The 18,397-nt window shown below is 58.8% G+C and carries 20 protein-coding genes; 9 read left to right on the plus strand and 11 right to left on the minus strand.

Translation table 11 applies throughout. From position 1 onward, the window contains the following. Both argB and slmA read left to right on the plus strand, forming a co-directional pair. Positions 1-648, plus strand: a 648-nt coding sequence (gene argB / locus B3520_RS03320; RefSeq protein WP_286875410.1) for an acetylglutamate kinase, incomplete at its 5' end; no start/stop codon positions are given. A 138-nt stretch (positions 649-786) separates the two neighbouring features. Next, complete coding sequence (gene slmA, locus B3520_RS03325; RefSeq protein ID WP_024461636.1) at positions 787-1,395, plus strand: nucleoid occlusion factor SlmA; 609 nt, start codon at positions 787-789, stop codon at positions 1,393-1,395. A gap of 16 nt (positions 1,396-1,411) precedes the next feature. Here slmA and B3520_RS03330 read toward each other — a convergent pair whose 3' ends face one another. Continuing rightward, a complete protein-coding gene (locus B3520_RS03330; RefSeq protein ID WP_286805230.1) occupies positions 1,412-2,023 on the minus strand; it encodes a hypothetical protein in 612 nt (203 codons plus the stop codon). Between the two features lie 41 nt (positions 2,024-2,064). Next, positions 2,065-2,706 (minus strand): orotate phosphoribosyltransferase, encoded by a 642-nt coding sequence (gene pyrE / locus B3520_RS03335; RefSeq protein WP_286805231.1) that lies wholly within the window; start codon positions 2,704-2,706, stop codon positions 2,065-2,067. A 253-nt stretch (positions 2,707-2,959) separates the two neighbouring features. Here pyrE and B3520_RS03340 point away from each other — a divergent pair, with 253 nt between their 5' ends. Further along, a complete protein-coding gene (locus B3520_RS03340; RefSeq protein ID WP_286805232.1) occupies positions 2,960-3,733 on the plus strand; it encodes an exodeoxyribonuclease III in 774 nt (257 codons plus the stop codon). 100 nt (positions 3,734-3,833) lie between these two features. On the opposite strand, the gene rph is transcribed toward B3520_RS03340, so the two are convergent. Then, a complete protein-coding gene (rph, locus tag B3520_RS03345; protein ID WP_286805233.1) occupies positions 3,834-4,568 on the minus strand; it encodes a ribonuclease PH in 735 nt (244 codons plus the stop codon). 128 nt (positions 4,569-4,696) lie between these two features. Here rph and B3520_RS03350 point away from each other — a divergent pair, with 128 nt between their 5' ends. Further along, on the plus strand, positions 4,697-5,563 hold the full coding sequence (locus tag B3520_RS03350; RefSeq protein ID WP_286805234.1) for a YicC/YloC family endoribonuclease: 867 nt from the start codon (positions 4,697-4,699) through the stop codon (positions 5,561-5,563). Positions 5,564-5,816: 253 nt separating this feature from the next. Here the strand turns inward: B3520_RS03350 and B3520_RS03355 are convergent, their stop codons facing one another. Further along, the gene (locus tag B3520_RS03355; protein WP_286805235.1) at positions 5,817-6,038 is read right to left on the minus strand and encodes an MbcA/ParS/Xre antitoxin family protein; all 222 of its coding nucleotides are present in this window, start codon (positions 6,036-6,038) and stop codon (positions 5,817-5,819) included. An 85-nt stretch (positions 6,039-6,123) separates the two neighbouring features. On the opposite strand from B3520_RS03355, the gene B3520_RS03360 reads away from it, so the two are divergent. Further along, complete coding sequence (locus B3520_RS03360) at positions 6,124-6,339, plus strand: hypothetical protein (RefSeq protein ID WP_286805236.1); 216 nt, start codon at positions 6,124-6,126, stop codon at positions 6,337-6,339. Positions 6,340-6,704: 365 nt separating this feature from the next. Here the strand turns inward: B3520_RS03360 and B3520_RS03365 are convergent, their stop codons facing one another. From B3520_RS03365 to B3520_RS17575, 7 genes are all read right to left on the minus strand, one after another. Continuing rightward, on the minus strand, positions 6,705-8,246 hold the full coding sequence (locus B3520_RS03365; RefSeq protein WP_286805238.1) for a DUF2357 domain-containing protein: 1,542 nt from the start codon (positions 8,244-8,246) through the stop codon (positions 6,705-6,707). Positions 8,247-8,248: 2 nt separating this feature from the next. Continuing rightward, positions 8,249-10,507, minus strand: coding sequence for an McrB family protein (locus B3520_RS03370; protein WP_286805239.1), 2,259 nt, complete (start codon positions 10,505-10,507; stop codon positions 8,249-8,251). 75 nt (positions 10,508-10,582) lie between these two features. Then, a complete protein-coding gene (locus tag B3520_RS03375; protein ID WP_286805240.1) occupies positions 10,583-11,743 on the minus strand; it encodes a Fic family protein in 1,161 nt (386 codons plus the stop codon). A gap of 168 nt (positions 11,744-11,911) precedes the next feature. After that, entirely contained in the window at positions 11,912-12,895 is a 984-nt protein-coding gene (locus B3520_RS03380; RefSeq protein ID WP_286805242.1) for a GGDEF domain-containing protein, read from the minus strand. After that, entirely contained in the window at positions 12,885-13,715 is an 831-nt protein-coding gene (locus B3520_RS03385; protein ID WP_286875412.1) for an alpha/beta fold hydrolase, read from the minus strand. The genes B3520_RS03380 and B3520_RS03385 overlap by 11 nt, the downstream gene beginning before the upstream one ends. 125 nt (positions 13,716-13,840) lie before the next feature. Further along, positions 13,841-14,074, minus strand: a complete 234-nt coding sequence (locus B3520_RS03390; protein WP_286805246.1) for a hypothetical protein — start codon at positions 14,072-14,074, stop codon at positions 13,841-13,843. Positions 14,075-14,111: 37 nt separating this feature from the next. Further along, entirely contained in the window at positions 14,112-14,579 is a 468-nt protein-coding gene (locus tag B3520_RS17575) for a hypothetical protein (RefSeq protein WP_286805247.1), read from the minus strand. A gap of 251 nt (positions 14,580-14,830) precedes the next feature. On the opposite strand from B3520_RS17575, the gene napE reads away from it, so the two are divergent. Genes napE through B3520_RS03415 form a run of 4 tightly spaced genes read left to right on the plus strand, consistent with a single transcriptional unit; the run spans position 14,831 to position 18,397 of the window. Then, positions 14,831-15,010 carry a periplasmic nitrate reductase, NapE protein gene (gene napE / locus B3520_RS03400; RefSeq protein ID WP_286875414.1) on the plus strand — a complete coding sequence of 60 codons (180 nt, stop codon included), beginning with the start codon at positions 14,831-14,833 and terminating at the stop codon, positions 15,008-15,010. 54 nt (positions 15,011-15,064) lie between these two features. Beyond that, entirely contained in the window at positions 15,065-15,403 is a 339-nt protein-coding gene (locus B3520_RS03405) for a chaperone NapD (protein WP_286805248.1), read from the plus strand. Beyond that, positions 15,400-17,904 carry a nitrate reductase catalytic subunit NapA gene (napA, locus tag B3520_RS03410; protein ID WP_286875416.1) on the plus strand — a complete coding sequence of 835 codons (2,505 nt, stop codon included), beginning with the start codon at positions 15,400-15,402 and terminating at the stop codon, positions 17,902-17,904. The genes B3520_RS03405 and napA overlap by 4 nt, the downstream gene beginning before the upstream one ends. 13 nt (positions 17,905-17,917) lie before the next feature. Continuing rightward, entirely contained in the window at positions 17,918-18,397 is a 480-nt protein-coding gene (locus B3520_RS03415) for a nitrate reductase cytochrome c-type subunit (RefSeq protein WP_286804601.1), read from the plus strand.

Below are 18,397 nucleotides of genomic sequence, written 5' to 3' on the forward strand. Positions count from 1 at the left end.
AGGGTGACTGACAGCAAAACCATGGACGTGGTGGAAATGGTGCTCGGTGGCACGGTGAACAAACAGATCGTCAGTCTGATCAATCACAACGGCGGCCACGCCATCGGCATTACCGGCAAGGACGGGCAACTGATCCGGGCCAAAAAGCTTTCGGCCAAGCGCCAGACGCCGGATATGCAGGCACCGGAGATCATCGACATCGGTCACGTAGGCGAGGTCGCCAGTATCAACACCTCGGTGATCGACATGCTGATCAACAGCGACTTCATTCCGGTGATTGCCCCGATCGGGGTGGGCGATGACGGCGCGTCCTACAATATTAACGCTGACCTGGTGGCCGGCAAAATTGCCGAGGTATTGCAGGCCGAGAAGCTGATGCTGCTGACCAACGTGGCCGGTCTGCAGGACAAGAGTGGCGAGGTCTTGACCGGGCTGACCACGCAGCAGGTGGACAGCCTGATCGCTGACGGGACCATTTACGGCGGCATGCTGCCCAAAATCGGCTGTGCGCTGGATGCGGTGAAAAGCGGCGTGAACAGTGCCCACATCATTGATGGACGGGTTGCCCACGCGGTTCTGCTGGAGATCTTCACCGACGCTGGCGTCGGCACGCTGATCACCAACAAGGCGCAGCAAGCCGCTCAATAACGCGCCCGAAAGCCGCACTGATCATTGAAAACCGGAGGCGATGGGGCAAGCCCCGCATCCTGTGCTAGGATATCCCCGTCGCCTGAAACGTCCTGAGGCCGCGCCGAAGGATTCACCCCTGACAACCTATGGACCGCCATGAGCAAGCCCACCGCCAAATCCTCCCGCCGCCAACAGATTCTGGAATCTCTGGCTCACATGCTGGAAGCCAGCCCCGGTGCCCGTATCACCACGGCCGCCCTGGCTCGGGAAGTGGGCGTCTCGGAAGCGGCGCTGTACCGCCACTTCCCCAGCAAGTCCAAGATGTTTGAAGGGTTGATCGAGTTTATCGAAGACACGATTTTCACCCGCATCTCCCTGATCCTGTCGGAGGAGCCGGCCGCTTTGCGCCGGTGCGAAAAGATTCTGCTACTGCTGCTGACCTTCACCGAACGCAACCCCGGCATCACCCGGTTGCTCACCGGCGACGCCCTGACCGGAGAAACCGAACGGCTTCGGCTGCGCGTCGCCCAGCTTTTTGAGCGGGTGGAAACCCAGTTGAAGCAGGTGTTGAGAGAAGCGGAATTGCGAGAGGGGTTACGGCCCAATTTGCCCTTGTCGGCCGCCGCCAATCTGTTGATGGCCTGCGCCGATGGGCGGATCACCCAGTTTGTGCGCAGTCAGTTCCGGCGCCCACCGACCGAGCACTGGGCGGAACAGTGGCCGGTATTGGTGAGCGGCCTGATGCGCGAACAGGTTCCGGCCTGATTCGCACCTCGGGGGTTCAGCGGCGGCCCTCGGCCGCCCGTATCTCGGCGAACGCCTCAATGTCCTGATCAAACTTGTCCGCCACCTCGTCGTACTCCTCCTGGCGATGGCGGATCTGCGCCTGTATTTCCTGAACTTCGGTTTTCAACGTCCCCAGATTGACCAGTACCGACTCGGGCACCTCCTGGCCGCTGCGCTCCAGACGCGCGGCCCGACTCTCCAGGTCCCGAATCTGCAAGCGCACATTGCTCAGGTTACTCTCCAGAATACTGATATTACCCTGCAGCTCCGCCAGACTGCGCCGCTTTGCATCCTCGATATCCTTGACCGTGCTGTACCGACGCTTCAGTTCCTGCTCGTAGGCCTCACGTTCCTGTCGAGCCTGCCGTTCGCGTGCTTCGGTTTCCAACTCTTCGTCGCTGGGCGCTGGAGGCACGGTTCTGAGCACCTCCCCATACATGGACACGACTTCGTAACCTTTCGGGACGTACTTCGGAGGGATGCGATCTTCCAGCACCTGCACGCCTTCATCGTTGGTGTATCGGTAGTACACTTTATCCTGCGCCTGGGCCAGCGACGCCAGGCCCAGGAGGCAGGATACCGAGAACCACAACACTGATTTACGCATAACGCCCTCGTTGCTCCATCGCGCTTGGGCGCGGATTCTGATTACACGCCGTACTCGGCGCGATAGGCTTCAATGGCCGCCACTACCTCTGGGCGGGCCTTGTCCGCTTTCAGATAGGCCACCACATCGTCCAGATTGACAATACTGACCACCGGAATGCCGTACTGCTGCTCCACCTCCTGGATCGCCGACAGGGAGCCCTTGCCGCGCTCCTGACGGTTAAGACCAATCAACACCCCCGCCGGTTCAGCGCCCGCCGAACGAATCAGTTCCATGGACTCACCCACGGCGGTTCCCGCAGTAATCACATCGTCCACAATGAGTACCCGACCGTCCAGCGGCGCGCCCACCAGAGAGCCGCCCTCGCCGTGGTCCTTGGCCTCTTTGCGGTTGAACGCGTAGGGCAGATCCCGACCATGCTGGTCGGCCAGGGCCACGGCCGTGGTGGTGGCCAGGGGAATCCCCTTATAGGCCGGGCCGAAAATCAGATCCACCTCCACCCCGGAAGCCATCAAGGCCGCTGCATAACACCGCCCCAGCCTGGCCAGCGCCTGGCCGGTCTGGAACTTGCCAGCGTTGAAAAAATACGGACTGACCCGGCCGGATTTCAGGGTAAACTCGCCAAAACCCAGGGCCTGGTGCTCAATCGCCAACTCGATAAAGTCGCGCTGGTAGTTCTCCATGCAAAACTCTCATAAATACGCTAGATTAAAAGTATCGGCTAAACCGGTAGGGCCCGGCATCAACCAACGGTCACTCTTGTGACCCCAATTATAACCGTCGCGCCCACGCCCGCATTGCCCAGCCGGCAATCCGTCCCGAACTAAAGTGCGGAAATGGCCTCCAAACGGCGAAATTCCGGGGTTTTTCTGTCACTAATTAACACAAAGATAACAAGCTCGGGTATCATACACAGTCCGTTAACAAGGGGCTAATATGAGAGTTATCAGTCTTAGCGTCGATGGTGTTTTCCAGGCGGCTCAGCGCGGTCTGTTTGACTGGCTGGACAGCCAGGATGCAGACGTCATCTGTCTGCAGGATCTGCGCGCACTGGAATATGAACTGGAAGACAAGCCGGTATTTCAACTGGACGGTTATTTCAGCTACTTCTTCGACTCCGGGACACCGCACTACAATGGCGTGGCCATCTACACCCGCAAGCAGCCCAAGGCCCTGATTTTTGGCCTGGGGTTCTCGTCCGGCGTGGATATGGAAGGTCGTTACCTGCAGATTGACTACGAGCAGCTGAGCATTGGCTCAATGCTGGCGCCCAGTGCTACCTCGGAAATGGAATCCCAGGAAGTGAAGATCAAGTTCTTCGACGATCTGCAGGCCCATCTGGACAAGATTACCCGCAAGCGCCGCGAGTTCATCTTCTGCGGTAACTGGGCCATGGCCCACACTCCCCGGGATGTGACCAACCCGGAGAAAAATGAGCACGAATCCGGCTTTCTGCCCCACGAGCGGCAGTGGCTGAGCCAGGTGTTCAACCAGATCGGCTATGTGGATGCCTTTCGCAAGGCCAACAAGGACCCGGACGAATACAGTTGGTGGCCCAGCGGCAAGATCAATGACGGTGAGGGCTGGCGCACCGATATGCAGATCGTGTCAGCGCCCATTGGCCAACGGGTCGAACATGCGGCCATTTACAAGATTCAGCAGTTTTCCAGCCACCTGCCGGTGATTGTGGACTACGATATCGAGCTTTGATCGGTCGGGTGGGGTAGCGGCGGATGGGGTAACGGCGGATGCGCCTTCGCTTATCCGCCCTACGCAACCCTCGGTTGCATCCATCGCAATCCGGTCCGGGTTACTCCGCCAACGCCGCCTGCTGCAACCGATTCAACTCCCCAATCCCTTTCTTGGCCAACGCCATCATGGCTCCGAACTCGGCCTCGGTAAACGGCTCGGCTTCGGCGGTGCCCTGGATTTCGATGATGCCACCGTCATCACCCATGACCACGTTCATGTCGGTATCCGCACTGGAATCCTCTGGGTAATCCAGATCCAGCACCGGCACGCCCTGATAGATGCCAACGGACACCGAGGCAATGGCGCGCTTGAGCGGACTGTCCTTCACCAACCCCTTCTCCTGCAGAAACGCGACCGCATCGGCCAACGCCACCCAGGCACCGGTAATGGAGGCGGTACGGGTGCCGCCATCGGCCTGAATCACATCGCAGTCGAGCTGGATGGTGTTCTCGCCCAGCGCGTCGAGATCAATCGCCGCACGCAGGGAGCGGCCGATCAGACGCTGGATTTCCACCGTGCGCCCCCCTTGTTTGCCACGGGCCGCTTCGCGATTCATCCGCGAGCCGGTGGAGCGGGGCAGCATGCCGTACTCGGCGGTCAGCCAGCCCTGGCCCTTGCCGCGCAGAAAGGGCGGCACGCCCTCGACCACGCTCGCGGTGCAGATCACCTTGGTGTCCCCAAATTCCACCAGCACCGAACCCTCCGCGTGCTTGGTGTAACGGCGGGTCAGGCGCACATCGCGCAACTGGTCGGGCTGGCGGCCACTGGGGCGCTGAACGGTCGTCTCGGTCATGATCGGAATCCTGTACTGTCAAAGGGTTTGAAAAAGTCGTCTGTGGTAACATCGCCGGTTTAATGGGAGCGAAGCCTACCAGCTCCGCCCCCACAGTGTCACCGCCGCATTCAGACAGAGGATCGCCCATGCCACGCAGTATGACCGGTTTTGCCCGCACATCGCAGCAATATGACTGGGGCACACTCACCTGGGAGATCCGCAGCGTCAACCACCGCTACCTGGAGCCGGCCTTCCGCCTGCCCGACGATCTGCGCGAAATCGAGCCCCATCTGCGCGAGCGCATCCGCAAGAGCCTGCACCGGGGCAAGCTGGAAATGAGCCTGACCGTGCAGAAGGAAGAGGGCGCCGACCAGGCTCTGGGCATCAACCTGCCCAGAGTCCGCCAGCTCGCCGAAGCGGCGCACACCATCGGCAACGAGCTGCACGATGCCGCACCGATCAACCCGCTGGAAGTGTTGCGCTGGCCCGGCGTCTTGCAACAGGCCGAACTCAATCGCGAGACCCTGATTGAAGCCGCCCTGGCGCTGTTTGACCAGACCCTGAAACAACTGCTGGAACATCGCACCCGCGAAGGTGGCGAGCTGGTGCAGTTCATTCACCAGCGGTTGGACAGCATCAGCGCCGAGGTGGTGAAACTGCGCGAGCGGTTACCGGAAATACTGACCGCCCAGCGCGAGAAGCTGCAGAGCAAAATCGAAGCACTGAAGGTCGACCTGGACCCGGAGCGTCTGGAGCAGGAGATCACCCTGCTGGCACAGAAAGCCGACGTGGACGAAGAGCTGGATCGCCTAGACACCCACGTCGCCGAGGTGAAGCACACCCTGACCCAGAAAAACTCCCTGGGCCGCCGGCTGGATTTCCTGATGCAGGAGCTGAACCGCGAGGCGAATACGCTTTCATCAAAAGCCATCGTAGCAGACACCACTCAATCGGCGGTGGAGCTTAAGGTATTGATTGAGCAGATGCGGGAGCAGATCCAGAATATTGAATGACCATTTTTTGCTTTCCCTTGGTCGACTTTCCCTTCCTTTTTTCATGCAACATACTGATTTATAACAATATATTGGTTTCAAGCCATTTCACCCTGTTTCAGGCCGTTTCAAATAAACGGTGAGTAACATGGTGAGCAAATCGGAGTTTGGTACGCCTCTCAATACCAGATAAGTTACCAAATGGGTCGCAAGGGGGGTGAATCAAACTGGGCAAAACTGGCACCCTAACCAATAAGGGTATTGCCGGCGCACCTTAAGCGGAAAATCCAGCGTCAATCCTATACAGTAGTTCCTCCACCGCTTTAACGCCCTCGGTGTCCTTCAGAGCCTCTGTGGGTGCTAAACCATCCAAGGCCTTGCAAGGCGCATTCATCCAGCGGTTCGAAATATCATCACCGCCCAAGATATGTATAGCCAGCCGCTCAACACGACGTCGCTCCTCGTTGTCACTTGTCTCTGCTTCGTTTCGGTTCATGTTCACTCCCTACTTGAGCCACCATAGATGATGCATATACTCTAGCTTAGATGAGATCCATCACTATTATTCCGCAGGAGGAAAGGTGAAAACCTACGAAATTTCATTCTCTGATAGAGAAACGCTGCCCACTCACCTGGAGTCTGTGGCGGCGTCGCTGGAACTTTCACCCGAGGAGTTAATCAAGCGATTTATTGTGGAAGGGATGAGGCCATACAACTCAAATTTCTGCCCTAGCATACCCGGAACCTCTTTGGAGGATTTTTTTGTTCAAAATGGCGTTCTCAAACCAAAGGGTTGATCAATATGGTATTTAAAACCTCCACCTTCCCGATTTAGCCTCTGAAAGACTCCCATTCACCCCTATCGAAAAAATTTCTTTCGAGCCCAAGTTTCAAGGTTATCGCCTTTATATAAACCGACAATACAAACTGTCGAAATGGCAACGATAAACGACATATACCCAATTAGACCTGCCAGCATGTTCATTGTTTATCAACACCTTTACATAAATGCTCAGTAGATAATTGTCATCCAGCGTCACCTTGACGTCAAGATGCAAGTAATATCCGGACACCTGCTTTGTTCTACTGTGACAATTGCCGAAAGAGGGCCAGGCTTCGTAGCTCGCGGTGATCGAAAGTATATTCTTCTCGAGACTAGAAATTAATTCAGTAGCCTCGCCAACAAATGCTCCGCCTCCTCTTCAGAAGACATCGCCACGCACCCCACCCCATTACAAGCTTGGTAGCCTTCGTCGGCCAATAGGCTAACCGCTCGGCTGGTTGGCACCAGAATAAATGATCGTTCCGGTGGTTGGCCATCCTGTCTGAGAGAATCCCGGTAGATGTGGGCGGAAGCCATCGCATCCAGAATTCTGGCTTTGCTTGCGGAATACTTGCTGTCCAGGCAGATAAACCGCTTACCCTTTGAATCACCGAATTCTAGAACCAAATCGGGACGACGTTCCCGGCTGATGGAGCTATAGCCGTAAGCGTTAGTTCTTTCCATCGAAGGGCACACGAGCTGCGAGTACAAAGTGATCGACTGTTCGCCGCGACGCCCCATCAGGGCGCGGTCAGCGGCTCTCGGGTTTTGGCGCAAGCGCCAGTCGTAATCCGGAAACTGCGTTTCGAGCTGCTGAGCCAAAGCGACAAAGCACCAGGCCTCGTAGATCTCCCAGGTAGGAGCCAGGTAGTGTTGCTCATCGTCGGCCAACGCTGACAGGCCTTGGCGCAATAAACGAACGCCCAGACGACGAGTCATGCTGTAGTGTGGATTGCCGGAAACCGCATTCAGTTCGGCGGCGCTGGACTGGCGGGTACTCACTTCGCTGAAAGGCGCACGGCGGGAAAGTCGGGTGAACTGTCTTTCCGCCCGGCGCAAATACTCTAGGCGTCGAGGCAGACGCGGTGTCAGCTCGGTGACAGTTTCAGAGACCTGTTCGGTAAAGTCGATAAGATCGTAGATCAATCGCTTCGTCAGACGGCGGACCTCGCCCAGTTGACGAGTAATCAAGCGGTTAGCCGGGTTATCGAACGTCGGCTCATGAAACGGCACATCCAACCGCTGCTCATGCACGTCACTTGGTGCCACCGATTCGTCCGACAGTGCGGCCATCATTTGTGGAGATTGTGCGAGCTGACGCATGGTCGTGCCGTCTATCCGCCGAACCTGAGGCAGGGCGAGTTGTTCACGGCGGCTCCTGGTCCGAATGATCGGACGCTCGATAATAAGCTGTAAGCCGCGCTGGTACCGATCGATGAACTGTCTCAGACGCGCGTAGCGAAGCCACAGTGACAGCTCTGAGCCCGATGCTCCACCGAGACCATGTTGAGCGGGTTCGGTGCCCAGTACAAGATCGGGGGCGTAATCGACGATCTGCGCCAAATACTCTACATACTGCTCGCGGCCGGTTTTGTGAGACGCCGGCTCTATATCGGCAACATAGCGCAGTGGCTCACTACGGTGGGGCCACTCCAGTTCAAACATCACTTCGCCGGCATAGTAGCCTGGTGACCAACACCAGTAGATACCCGACCCATCCCTCTCCAGAGGCCCATCATCCACAAAAAGCCGGGCCTGCCCTTCGGGGCAAGCAATCCGGTATTCGCTGGTCTCTTGCAGGCCAGCCAAGGTCGCGCGCGGGGACAGAACACCAAGCTCTTGATATTCGCCTCCCCGATACCGATAAACCTTCAACTCCATAATCAGCGCCAGAACCGCATCATGCCGGTATCGACCAGATCCGTCTGCAACGATTGGACCTTAACCTTACAACGCACCAATCCGTGCTGATCCAGTATCTTCGTCGCCTGCGTTAGCGCCGCTTGCAGTCGTTCACTCTCCGAGCCACGCAGCTTGGGCAGAATGCGAGCGTACACCACATCATCCAACGCTTCCCGTAAGCTGAAATTCGGTGCCGCTTTGGCCAACTTCAGATAGGACAGGACATCCTCAACCGAGCGCCAGCCAAAGTGCAGGCGTTCCGGTGCCAGGGCATTAAGCAGACCCGACAGACACTGACGGACTTCCGTTAATTGGTCCGTCGTCAAGTCGAAATGATCCCAACGTGGATAGTCCGCCAGATCAATATCCCAGAACTCCAGCGTAAACGCGCGGTCCAGTACCTTGTCCGATAGCCCATGAGTGGTTTCATCCATATTGACCGTGCCAATAAACGCCACGTTGGCCGGGAACGGGATTGCCTTGGGGACGCCATCAAAGGTGTCGGCTTCGTCGTGGAGGCGCAGCTGATCTCCCGACTCCATCGCCGACAACACCGGCGCAAAATACTGTTCCGGGTGAGACAGGTTCATCTCGTCCAGAATCACTACAAAAGGATGCTCCGGATGATTGGCCGCCTGTAACAAAAATTCCAGTAGACCGGATCTTTCATATTTCTCCGGCACCAGCGGATTGATGTAACCAAACAGCGGTGAAGGGTCATACCAGCCGGGCTGCACCGCCTGCACGAACACACGGCGAGCCGGGTCGGCCCCGAACTGCTGGACCAACGCCGCACCATAGCGCTGCGCGAGCATGGTTTTCCCAGAACCGGACAGTCCAGCCAGAATGGCAAAGTGTCGGCGGGGGTGCGACCACAGGCCGAGGTGTAGCTGGCTCACCAGCCGCTCCGGGAACGCGGTATCTTCCACGACAGATTGAATCAAGCGGGCCTGGTCGACCGTAGCCACCGATAACGTTTCGCCGCTGCTCTTTCTGGGCTCGGGCTCTTCCTCTATCGGTCGCGCCTCCAGAAACTCAGGCTGCCAATGAATCTGCTCAACCCAGTCTCGCCCGATGTCCGTCAGTCGATATTGGCCATTGGCCTGCTGTTCCAGCAACTCAAAATCCCGTAACCACTTGAGCATCGCCGCCGGCGCATAGCTGGTCGTCCAGCCGGGGTTGACCTTCTGTAGCAACTCAACCAACTCGGGTTGGCTGTACTCCCGTTCATTCAGCGCACACAGAACGTGGTCTACCCCCAGGGTGCGGGTGATAAACAGCGGGATCAGCTCTTGCGGGTCTTGGGTTTCCAAGAACAGTTCGCCGCGCGCGGTCTGGGTAAAAATGCCGTCCTGTTCTTGAATAACATAAAATTCATTTTTGAGAATGGTGATCAGAGTACGCAGGCTGCTGTCTCGATAGTCCGGCAACTCCGAGCGCAGGTAGTCCATGAGCTCTTCACGGCTAACGCCATCCACCACAAAACTCAATGCACTGATGATAGAGGCCAGACCGCCCCGAATGCTGGTAAAGCCTTTACGACGTTGCAGCGCCGGCAAGGGCTTCAAGGTAATATCACCCTGATCCGTGGTGGTTTCCGCCTCCGCCTCTGTGCTGGCGCTTTGCACATGCGCCTGATACACCATCCAGGGCAAGGTCATACGCTCGGCCAGTGCGCGGGGGCTGTCGTCGGTTGGCCCCAGCAGGTCGTGCAATCGCTCCATCAAGTCGATCTGACGTTTGATTTCTCCTGGCTTTTTCTGCTTACCGAACCAGGCCCGGTGGCACTCCAGCGCCATACGCCGGTAGGTGATGGTAGTAAAATAGCGGGGGTAGAACGCGGCCAACACCCGGAAAATCTTCACCCGAGCCACCCGCTTGCAATACGTTTTCATCCGTGAGACCAGGCCATCATGAAAGGCCTGAAAGAAGGCAAGCCGCGCCTCGGAATCTTCGGGCACGGGGCGAACCGACTGCTCCGCGACCCACTCACGAAACTCAGGCGCTTCCAAGGCTGCGCTGACATCCACCGTGCCCATACCGACGCCGCTTACCCGGTTTTCGTCCCAAAGCACCTGCTGAAACCCACGTGTCTTTCGGGTTTCCAGATCGGCGCTCTGCACAAACGTCAGGAGGTCGGTAAGTCCGCTTAGCCAGCCGGGGTTACGCTCAAAGGGGTTGATACTCTCCAGGGTGGCTCTCAGAGTTTCGTCGTTGGTGAAATTCGATTGCGTCGCCATTATTTACCTCTTGTTATGGATGATCACCAGCCAAGTTTACAGCGTGGTCCTTTGCTTGGCGCCCTGGCTTTTGTGTCATGGAAACTCCTGGTTCAAAATCTGTATATAGGCGCTGTAGGCGTAGACCCGATTGCGCTTTTGACCAGTGATTTCGCTGACGATACCGCAGCGTTGTTCCAGCGCAGCCAGCGCTTTGTTCACGGTGGCATGGGTCAGGCCGGTTCTGGCCACCAGCTTGTTGACGCTGGCAATCGGTGTTTCAAAAAGCGCATCCAGCACTTGCTGGGCAGAGGCGGCCAATCGACCCAGCTCGCCCAGTCGCTCCCGGTCGTAGGCGCGGAGTTGGTTAAGTTTCTGAGCCATGGTAACGGCATGGGTGGCGGTATCGGCGACCGCATCCACAAAGAACAACAGCCACGCTTCCCAATCCCCGGTTTCCCGCACTTGCTGCAAGCGCTCGTAATAGGTTTGCCGGTGTTTTTTGAAAAAAACGGACAGGTACAGCAGCGGTTCATGTAAGACCTTGGCTTCTGCCAGAATCAGAACAATAAGGAGCCTGCCCAGGCGGCCATTGCCGTCCAGGAAGGGGTGGATGGTTTCGAACTGAACATGGGCCAGCGCCGCCTTGATCAGCGGGTCAGTTGCCTCGGGCTGATCGTTGATGAAGCGCTCCAGCTCCGACCAACAGTCGGCAATGTGAGTTGCCGGAGGCGGCACAAATACCGCCTCATCGGGCCGGTGACCGCCCAGCCATACCTGGTTTTGGCGGAACTGACCGGGCCCTCGGCTGATCCCACGGCCGGAGGTCATCAGCGCTTCGTGGACCTCCATAATCAGCCGATGAGCGACCGGGTGGCCCGCCCGGATGCGCTCAATGCCCAGGTTGAGCGCATTGACGTAGCAGGACACCTCTTGCACATCATCCATGGGCACACCGGGCTGGCCTTCCATCTCGTAAAGCATCAGATCGCTCAGGGAGGACTGGGTGCCTTCGATCTGGGAGGACATGACGGCCTCTTTGCGGACGTAGCTGTACAGAAACAGAGAAGCATCCGGCAAAAGGGTGCTGATGGCATCCAGGCGTCCCAGTGCCAGCATGGCCTGGTTGATACGGCCTTGCAGCTTGTTGTCGACCTCCAGCGGGGGGCTAGGCGGCAAAGGCGCGGGGACAAAAGCCTGGCAGGGCACGCCGCCCGCGATACTGAGGACTTTGTGGCCGGTTATGCCTCTTTTCATTGGGATTACCCTAAAATAAGTGCAGCCATTATTTTAACTTATTAACAAAAATAAAATAACTGTTGTATTAATGTTAACCTTGGCTCCCTGAGGCGGCCATATCGCCGAGTTTCGGCGGCGCTGTATAGCTGGGGCTGGCGGTCCGGTGACAAGGAGGAATGACTGGTACTACTGCCCGGCTGACTCGGTTCGGCCCACACACACCCGATTTCGCCCCTGATGCTTGGCATCGTAAAGCGCCCGGTCGGCGCGCCCATAGAGCAGGCTTTTGGTGTCGTCCGGGCAGGCTTCGGTAATACCGAAACTCATGGTGACTTCACCATAACGACCGCCATACTGCGCCACCAGTTCGCGCTTGCGTTCGGCGACCCTGATCGCCTGTTCCGCGGTAGTGCTCGGGAGAATAAGCGCAAACTCCTCACCGCCCATGCGCACCAGCGTATCAATTTCCCTCAGCCCCTGATGCAGGCACTGAGCAACATCCTTGAGTACCCGATCGCCCGCGTCGTGACCAAAGCGGTCGTTGATTCGTTTAAAGAGATCAATGTCCGTGAGAACGAGCGCAAAGGGTGTGCGCGTGCGGTGGAACAGAGCCAGCTGCGCTTCTACCTGCCGGTCGTAAACCCGGCGATTGGCCAGGCCGGTGAGCGGGTCTTGTGTTGCCATCAACTCCAGTTTTGCGTTGACCTCGGAAAGCTGTTCCTGGCGCTGCTCCAGTTCGCGGGCGAGCGCCTGCACCTGTTCCAGGGCCTGGGCCTTTTCTTCCGTCGCCTGCTCCGCCGCTTTGCGCGCCTGTTGCAGTTGTTCCTCGACCAGGTTGCGTCGCTGCATGGGTAACAGCAGTAACTGATACCCCGGTTCATCTCCGGCCACCGAGGATGCACTGAGCAGCACCGGTAGCGGTTGCCCGGAAGCGTTGGTAAAGGTCAGGATCATTTCCTCGGCGTGGCCGTGCAGACGCAGCGCCGGCAATACATGCCCCAGATAGTAGATTCTGGAACCGCCGGTCATCCAGCTCTCTGGCGCATGCCCCACCAGCGCCGTCTCTGGTCGGCCCAGCCAATCACAGAGCGTACGATTGACTGCGGTCACGATATTGGCCTCATCGAGAACGATAAGGCCCCCCGGCAGGCGGTCTATGTCAGGCTGCATCCTGGGTGCCCTCAATCACGGCACGGGCCACCGCTTCAGGGTTGCTGATCTGAGGGTAGTGTCCCGTGGCGTCGAGCCGCCGGATGCTTCCTTTGAGCAGAGCCCACTCGAGGTATTCGATCACCGCGGGCGGGACAATCACGTCCTGCTCGCAGTACAGCACGAGCGTGGGCACCTGAACTTGGGACAAACGGTCGCGGACATCGCTGAAAAAAGTGGTTTCCGCAAAACGGCGGGACATGGCAGGGTCGGCATTGAGAAAACTCTCACGCAACTGCTCGGCGAGGGCGGGGCGGTCGCCGTTGGCCATGACGATCGGCGCCAGATAACCGGCCCACTCGAAGTGGTTGCGCTCCATCAGGTCCAGCAGCTCCTGCACGTCCTCGCGCTCGAAACCGCCGTGGTAGTCCGGCGGATCATTGATGTAGCGGGGTGAAGGGCCAATGGCAATAATCTGGCGAAACAGCTCCGGCTCGGCGATCGACGCCAGCCAGCCAATGGTACCGCTGATCGAGTGCCCGACCAGAATAGGCCGCCGCTCCAGGCCGAGGGCCTGCACTAGCTCAATCAGATCCTCGGCGTAAGCCGAGAGGTCGGCGTAACGCTCAGCGTCGAATGCGCTTCGGTCGGAGCGGCCGCAACCGATGTGGTCAAACAGCACCACCGGATACTCCCGGGCCAGGGCGTCCGCCACCGGCGCCCAGATTTGCTGATCACAGCCAAAACCGTGAGCAAGAATCAACGTCGGCCGGTCGGTTGAGTCGGGGGCAGGCCCCAACCATGAAGTCTGGTGTCGCCTGAGGATGTCGGCAGATAACATGAGTACCTCGGTCAAGGGCCTCCGGCCCGATACCTCATCAAGATAGCTCATGGTAGCAGGGGCTGCCGCTTATGAGGGCCAATTACAACGATTGTTGTGCCAACCTCCGGTCGCGCAATGGCCGGTCAGCCAGCGGCGCGCTGCCGCAGTCGTTGCCACTCTTCCTCCAGGGTGTTGTCCGGCAAGGTCTCGCCCGCGCGACGATACCAGTACCCCGCGTTGCCCAGATCGCCCTCTTCGCGGTGCAGGTAGCCGTGAATCAGGCAGGAGAGGGGGTCATCCTGGGCCTGAACCAGGTCGTGAGCGCCGTGCCAATCCCCTTCGCGGGCCAGTTCCAGTGCTTTGAGTTGAGTGTTCACCCTTAGGCCTCTTCGGACGGTTCGTAACAATACTCCGTCAGGATACCCCATCCCGCACTTGGGGCTCCACGCTGGCCTCCATCCGCTCCCGCTCCTGATCCAACCGGGCCAGGGACTGTGCCGGCGCAAACCAGGCTGCCAACAACAGGATGCCGATGGCGCCACCCAAGCCATAGAGCGCGCCGACTTCTACTTTACAGTCCACCACCAGATCGCACACCGAGCAGGTGCGCGGGGCGCTCTGAAGATACGATAGCACTTCCGTGCTGCGCCCCCAGTTGCCTTTGCCCGCGCACTTGATGTGAGGCACGCCGTGAACCCATAACGTGAAGGGATTCACTAGTACCACGACGGCATGGCCGCCGCCAAGCTCAATATTTTTCAATGGCACCTGACCGACGATATCGCCCTGGACCTCCGCCAGCAACCCCGCGCCTTTGTCACCCTGCAGTAACGCGGGGCCATCGAAACGTTTGAGCTGGCTCCCCGTCTTTATTAGAAGCACACACCCGCGGAGGGACTCGCTACGGGAGTCAACCTCTGGACTGAACCGGAACAGATCGCACAACGACTTCACAGTGCAATGCGCCAACCTTTTTGCAGTATTTGCTCATAAAAACATCAAACCAACATTGCCAATTCGTCTAAATCATCACGGGGAACCTGGGTATTGACCTGTATCAAAGCACTTTCCGAAATATGTACTACCCTGTAGGTAGTCAGCCTTGAATAACGAGATCGAAGCACGGAGTCGCCATGTCAGTCGACACGCACCCATCCGAAGTAGACAACTCGCAGGAGAAACGTCGCGAGTGGCGAATGTTCGCCTTCATCGTGGTTTTCCTGTTCCCGATACTCACCGTTGCCCTGGTCGGCGCCTACGGTTTCACCATCTGGATGTACCAGCTCCTGGCCGGGCCTCCCGGAGCGGGTTGATTCCCGCAGCGCTCTCAACGCCACCCACTTTGAACCACCACCAGGAGGCTTCTCATGGCCGTCATGCACCATGAGCCCGACCATCAACAGATACCCGTCACGACGCTGCCGGTTGAGTGGCACGTTGCCAGTGTGATCGTGCACACCCAGCCCGAGGCACTGACCACTACCGAACAGTGGCTGCGCGAGCTGCCCCAGCACTGGCCGGACGAGACCCTCAAATGCGCCGAAATACACGCCCAAAGTGATCAGGGAAAGTTGGTATTGGTGCTTGAGAGCACCGAAGCACAAGCGATTCTGGATGTGATTGACCAGACCAGCGCGCACCCCGGCGTTGTCAACGCCGCACTGGTCTACCACGAAGTGATTCCGCCGGAGGAACAACCGCAATGAATCTGACCCGCCGCCAATTCGCCAAGGCCAACGCCGCTGCGGTAGCCGCCGCGGCCATCGGTATGCCGCTGCCCGCCAGCGCCAGTAACCTGGTCACCAACCGCGAGCTGACCAACCTGAAATGGAGTAAGGCCCCCTGCCGGTTCTGTGGCACCGGCTGTGGCGTCATGGTCGCCACCCGGGACAACCGGGTCGTGGCCACCCATGGCGACGTCAAAGCCGAGGTGAACCGGGGCTTGAACTGTGTGAAGGGCTACTTTCTGTCGAAAATCCTGTACGGGCCGGACCGGTTACACAAACCGCTGCTGCGGATGCGCAACGGCCAGTACGACAAGAACGGCGACTTCCAGGAAATCTCCTGGGACCAGGCCATGGACCTGCTCGCCGACAAGTTGAAGCAGTCGATTCGCGAACATGGCCCGGAGAGCGTCGGCCTGTTTGGGTCCGGGCAGTGGACCGTCTGGGAAGCCTACGCGGCCAGCAAGCTGTTCAAGGGCGGGCTGCGCAGCAACAACCTCGACCCCAACGCGCGCCACTGCATGGCCTCGGCGGTGGGCGGCTTCATGCGCACCTTCGGCATCGACGAGCCCATGGGCTGCTATGACGACATCGAGCACGCCGATGCGTTCGTGTTGTGGGGATCGAACATGGCGGAAATGCACCCGGTGCTGTGGAGCCGGGTCACCGACCGCAAGCTCTCCTACGAGCATGTCCAGGTGGTCGCCATGTCCCCCTACGAAACCCGCAGTTTCGATCTGGCGGATCTGCCCATAATTTTCAAGCCTCACACCGACCTGATCATTCTCAACTACATCGCGAACTACCTGATCGAGAATGACAAGGTCAATCACGAGTTCGTCAACAAATACACCCGCTTTGTGAAAGGCCAGGACGATATCGGGTACGGCCTGCGCGCCGAAGATCCCCGCCAACAGCGGGCCAAAGGCGCCGACAAAGCCAACACCTGGAGCGATATCACCTTCGAGGAGTTTGCCGAATTCGTCAAACCCTACACCCTGGAACGGGCCGCCAAGGAAACCGGCGTCCCCAAGGCCCGCCTGGAACGGCTGGCAAAAATCTATGCGGACCCGGACATCAAGGTCATGTCCTGCTGGACCATGGGCTTCAACCAGCACACCCGCGGGGTCTGGGCGAACAACATGATCTACAACATTCACCTGCTGACCGGCAAAATCAGCGAGCCGGGCAACAGCCCCTTCTCGCTGACCGGCCAGCCCTCGGCCTGTGGCTCGGCTCGGGAAGTGGGCACCTTTGCCCACCGCCTGCCCGCCGACATGGTGGTCACCAACCCAAAACACCGGGCCATGACCGAGAAAATCTGGAAGCTGCCCGAGGGAACCATCCCCGACAAGGTGGGCTTCTCCGCCGTGGAGCAGAGCCGCAAGCTGAAAGACGGGGTGCTCAGGGTCTACTGGACCCAGGTGACCAACAATATCCAGGCCGGCCCGAATACCAGCCAGGAAACCTTGCCCGGATGGCGCAACCCGGACGCCTTTGTGGTGGTCTCCGATGTCTACCCCACCGTCTCGGCCCAGGCCGCCGACATGATTCTGCCCAGCGCCATGTGGGTGGAGAAAGAGGGCGCCTTCGGCAACGCCGAGCGACGCACCCAGTTCTGGCACCAACTGGTACCACCGCCCGGCGATGCCCGCTCTGACCTCTGGCAGTTGATGGAAGTCTCCCGGCGCATCAAAACCGATGACGTCTGGCCAACGGAGCTGCTCGACAAAGCCAGCGATCTCAAAGGCAAAACGCTGTTCGATGTGCTCTTTGCCAACGGCCAGGTCAACCAATTCAGCAACGATGACCGCGCCGAAGGTTACGACAACTATGAGTCCGAGGCCTTCGGCTTTTATGTGCAGAAAGGCCTGTTCGAAGAGTACGCTCGCTTTGGGCGCGGCAAGGCCCACGACCTGGCCAATTTCGATCGGTACCACGAGGAGCGGGGCCTGCGCTGGCCTGTGGTGGACGGCAAGGAGACCCGGTGGCGCTTCCGCGAGGGCCACGACCCCTACGTGGAAGCCGGCAGCGGTGTGCAGTTCTACGGCAAACCGGATAACCGGGCACTGATTTTTGCACTGCCTTACGAGCCTCCCGCGGAGTCGCCCGATGAGGAGTACCCCTTCTGGCTCAGCACCGGACGGGTACTGGAGCACTGGCACACCGGCTCCATGACCCAGCGGGTCGAGGAGCTGAACCTGGCCGTGCCCCACGCACTGGTGTACATGAACTATGAGGACGCGCGCAAGCAGGGCTTCCGCCGCGGGAGTGAAGTGCGGGTGATCAGTCGGCGCGGCAATATCCGGGCACGGGTAGAAACCCGGGGCCGGGTCAAGCCGCCGGAGGGGTTGGTGTACATTCCGTTCTTTGACGCCAACCGGTTGGTGAACAAGCTCACGCTCGATGCCACCGATCCGATTTCCCTGCAGACGGACTTCAAAAAGTGTGCCGTCCGCCTCGAACTGATCAGCCTTGCGTAACGGAGAGCCCATCATGATCAAACTGATTAGACGCAGCATTCTGATGGCAGGCCTGGTGATGCCGCTGATCGCCTCAGGTGAACCACCGCAGGAGGTCTCGGCACCGGATGGTGTGCGCCAAGGCGGCACGCTCAGCCAGACCGCCGAGGCGCCTCCGCTGGCCAATGTGCGCTCGAGCATGCGCCGGCCCACACGCAATTACCCCGAGCAGCCGCCGATGATTCCGCACACTATCCGCGGTTACCAGGTGGACACCAACTTCAACCAGTGCCTGACCTGCCATAGCCGCAGCGCCACCGAAGTCAGCGGCGCCCCCATGGTCAGCATCACCCACTTTGTCGACCGGGACGGCCAAACACTGGCCTCGGTTTCACCGCGCCGCTATTTCTGCGTGCAGTGCCATGTGCCCCAACACGACGTCGATCCGGTGAAGGTCAGCACCTTCAAAGGGATTGATCAGGTGCTGGAAGATATCATCAAGCGCGGCGAATAG

It is taken from the genome of Marinimicrobium sp. UBA4509 (assembly GCF_002388575.1).
Lineage (GTDB): Bacteria > Pseudomonadota > Gammaproteobacteria > Pseudomonadales > Cellvibrionaceae > Marinimicrobium > Marinimicrobium koreense.

Excerpts from the sequence above, each read along its gene's own strand:
- slmA (WP_024461636.1), top strand. The coding sequence starts at position 787 with ATGAGCAAGCCCACCGCCAAATCCTCCCGCCGCCAACAGATTCTGGAA.
- B3520_RS03330 (WP_286805230.1), bottom strand. The coding sequence starts at position 2,023 with ATGCGTAAATCAGTGTTGTGGTTCTCGGTATCCTGCCTCCTGGGCCTG.
- pyrE (WP_286805231.1), bottom strand. The coding sequence starts at position 2,706 with ATGGAGAACTACCAGCGCGACTTTATCGAGTTGGCGATTGAGCACCAG.
- B3520_RS03340 (WP_286805232.1), top strand. The coding sequence starts at position 2,960 with ATGAGAGTTATCAGTCTTAGCGTCGATGGTGTTTTCCAGGCGGCTCAG.
- rph (WP_286805233.1), bottom strand. The coding sequence starts at position 4,568 with ATGACCGAGACGACCGTTCAGCGCCCCAGTGGCCGCCAGCCCGACCAG.
- B3520_RS03350 (WP_286805234.1), top strand. The coding sequence starts at position 4,697 with ATGCCACGCAGTATGACCGGTTTTGCCCGCACATCGCAGCAATATGAC.
- B3520_RS03355 (WP_286805235.1), bottom strand. The coding sequence starts at position 6,038 with ATGAACCGAAACGAAGCAGAGACAAGTGACAACGAGGAGCGACGTCGT.
- B3520_RS03365 (WP_286805238.1), bottom strand. The coding sequence starts at position 8,246 with ATGGAGTTGAAGGTTTATCGGTATCGGGGAGGCGAATATCAAGAGCTT.
- B3520_RS03370 (WP_286805239.1), bottom strand. The coding sequence starts at position 10,507 with ATGGCGACGCAATCGAATTTCACCAACGACGAAACTCTGAGAGCCACC.
- B3520_RS03375 (WP_286805240.1), bottom strand. The coding sequence starts at position 11,743 with ATGAAAAGAGGCATAACCGGCCACAAAGTCCTCAGTATCGCGGGCGGC.
- B3520_RS03380 (WP_286805242.1), bottom strand. The coding sequence starts at position 12,895 with ATGCAGCCTGACATAGACCGCCTGCCGGGGGGCCTTATCGTTCTCGAT.
- B3520_RS03385 (WP_286875412.1), bottom strand. The coding sequence starts at position 13,715 with ATGTTATCTGCCGACATCCTCAGGCGACACCAGACTTCATGGTTGGGG.
- napE (WP_286875414.1), top strand. The coding sequence starts at position 14,831 with ATGTCAGTCGACACGCACCCATCCGAAGTAGACAACTCGCAGGAGAAA.
- B3520_RS03405 (WP_286805248.1), top strand. The coding sequence starts at position 15,065 with ATGGCCGTCATGCACCATGAGCCCGACCATCAACAGATACCCGTCACG.
- napA (WP_286875416.1), top strand. The coding sequence starts at position 15,400 with ATGAATCTGACCCGCCGCCAATTCGCCAAGGCCAACGCCGCTGCGGTA.
- B3520_RS03415 (WP_286804601.1), top strand. The coding sequence starts at position 17,918 with ATGATCAAACTGATTAGACGCAGCATTCTGATGGCAGGCCTGGTGATG.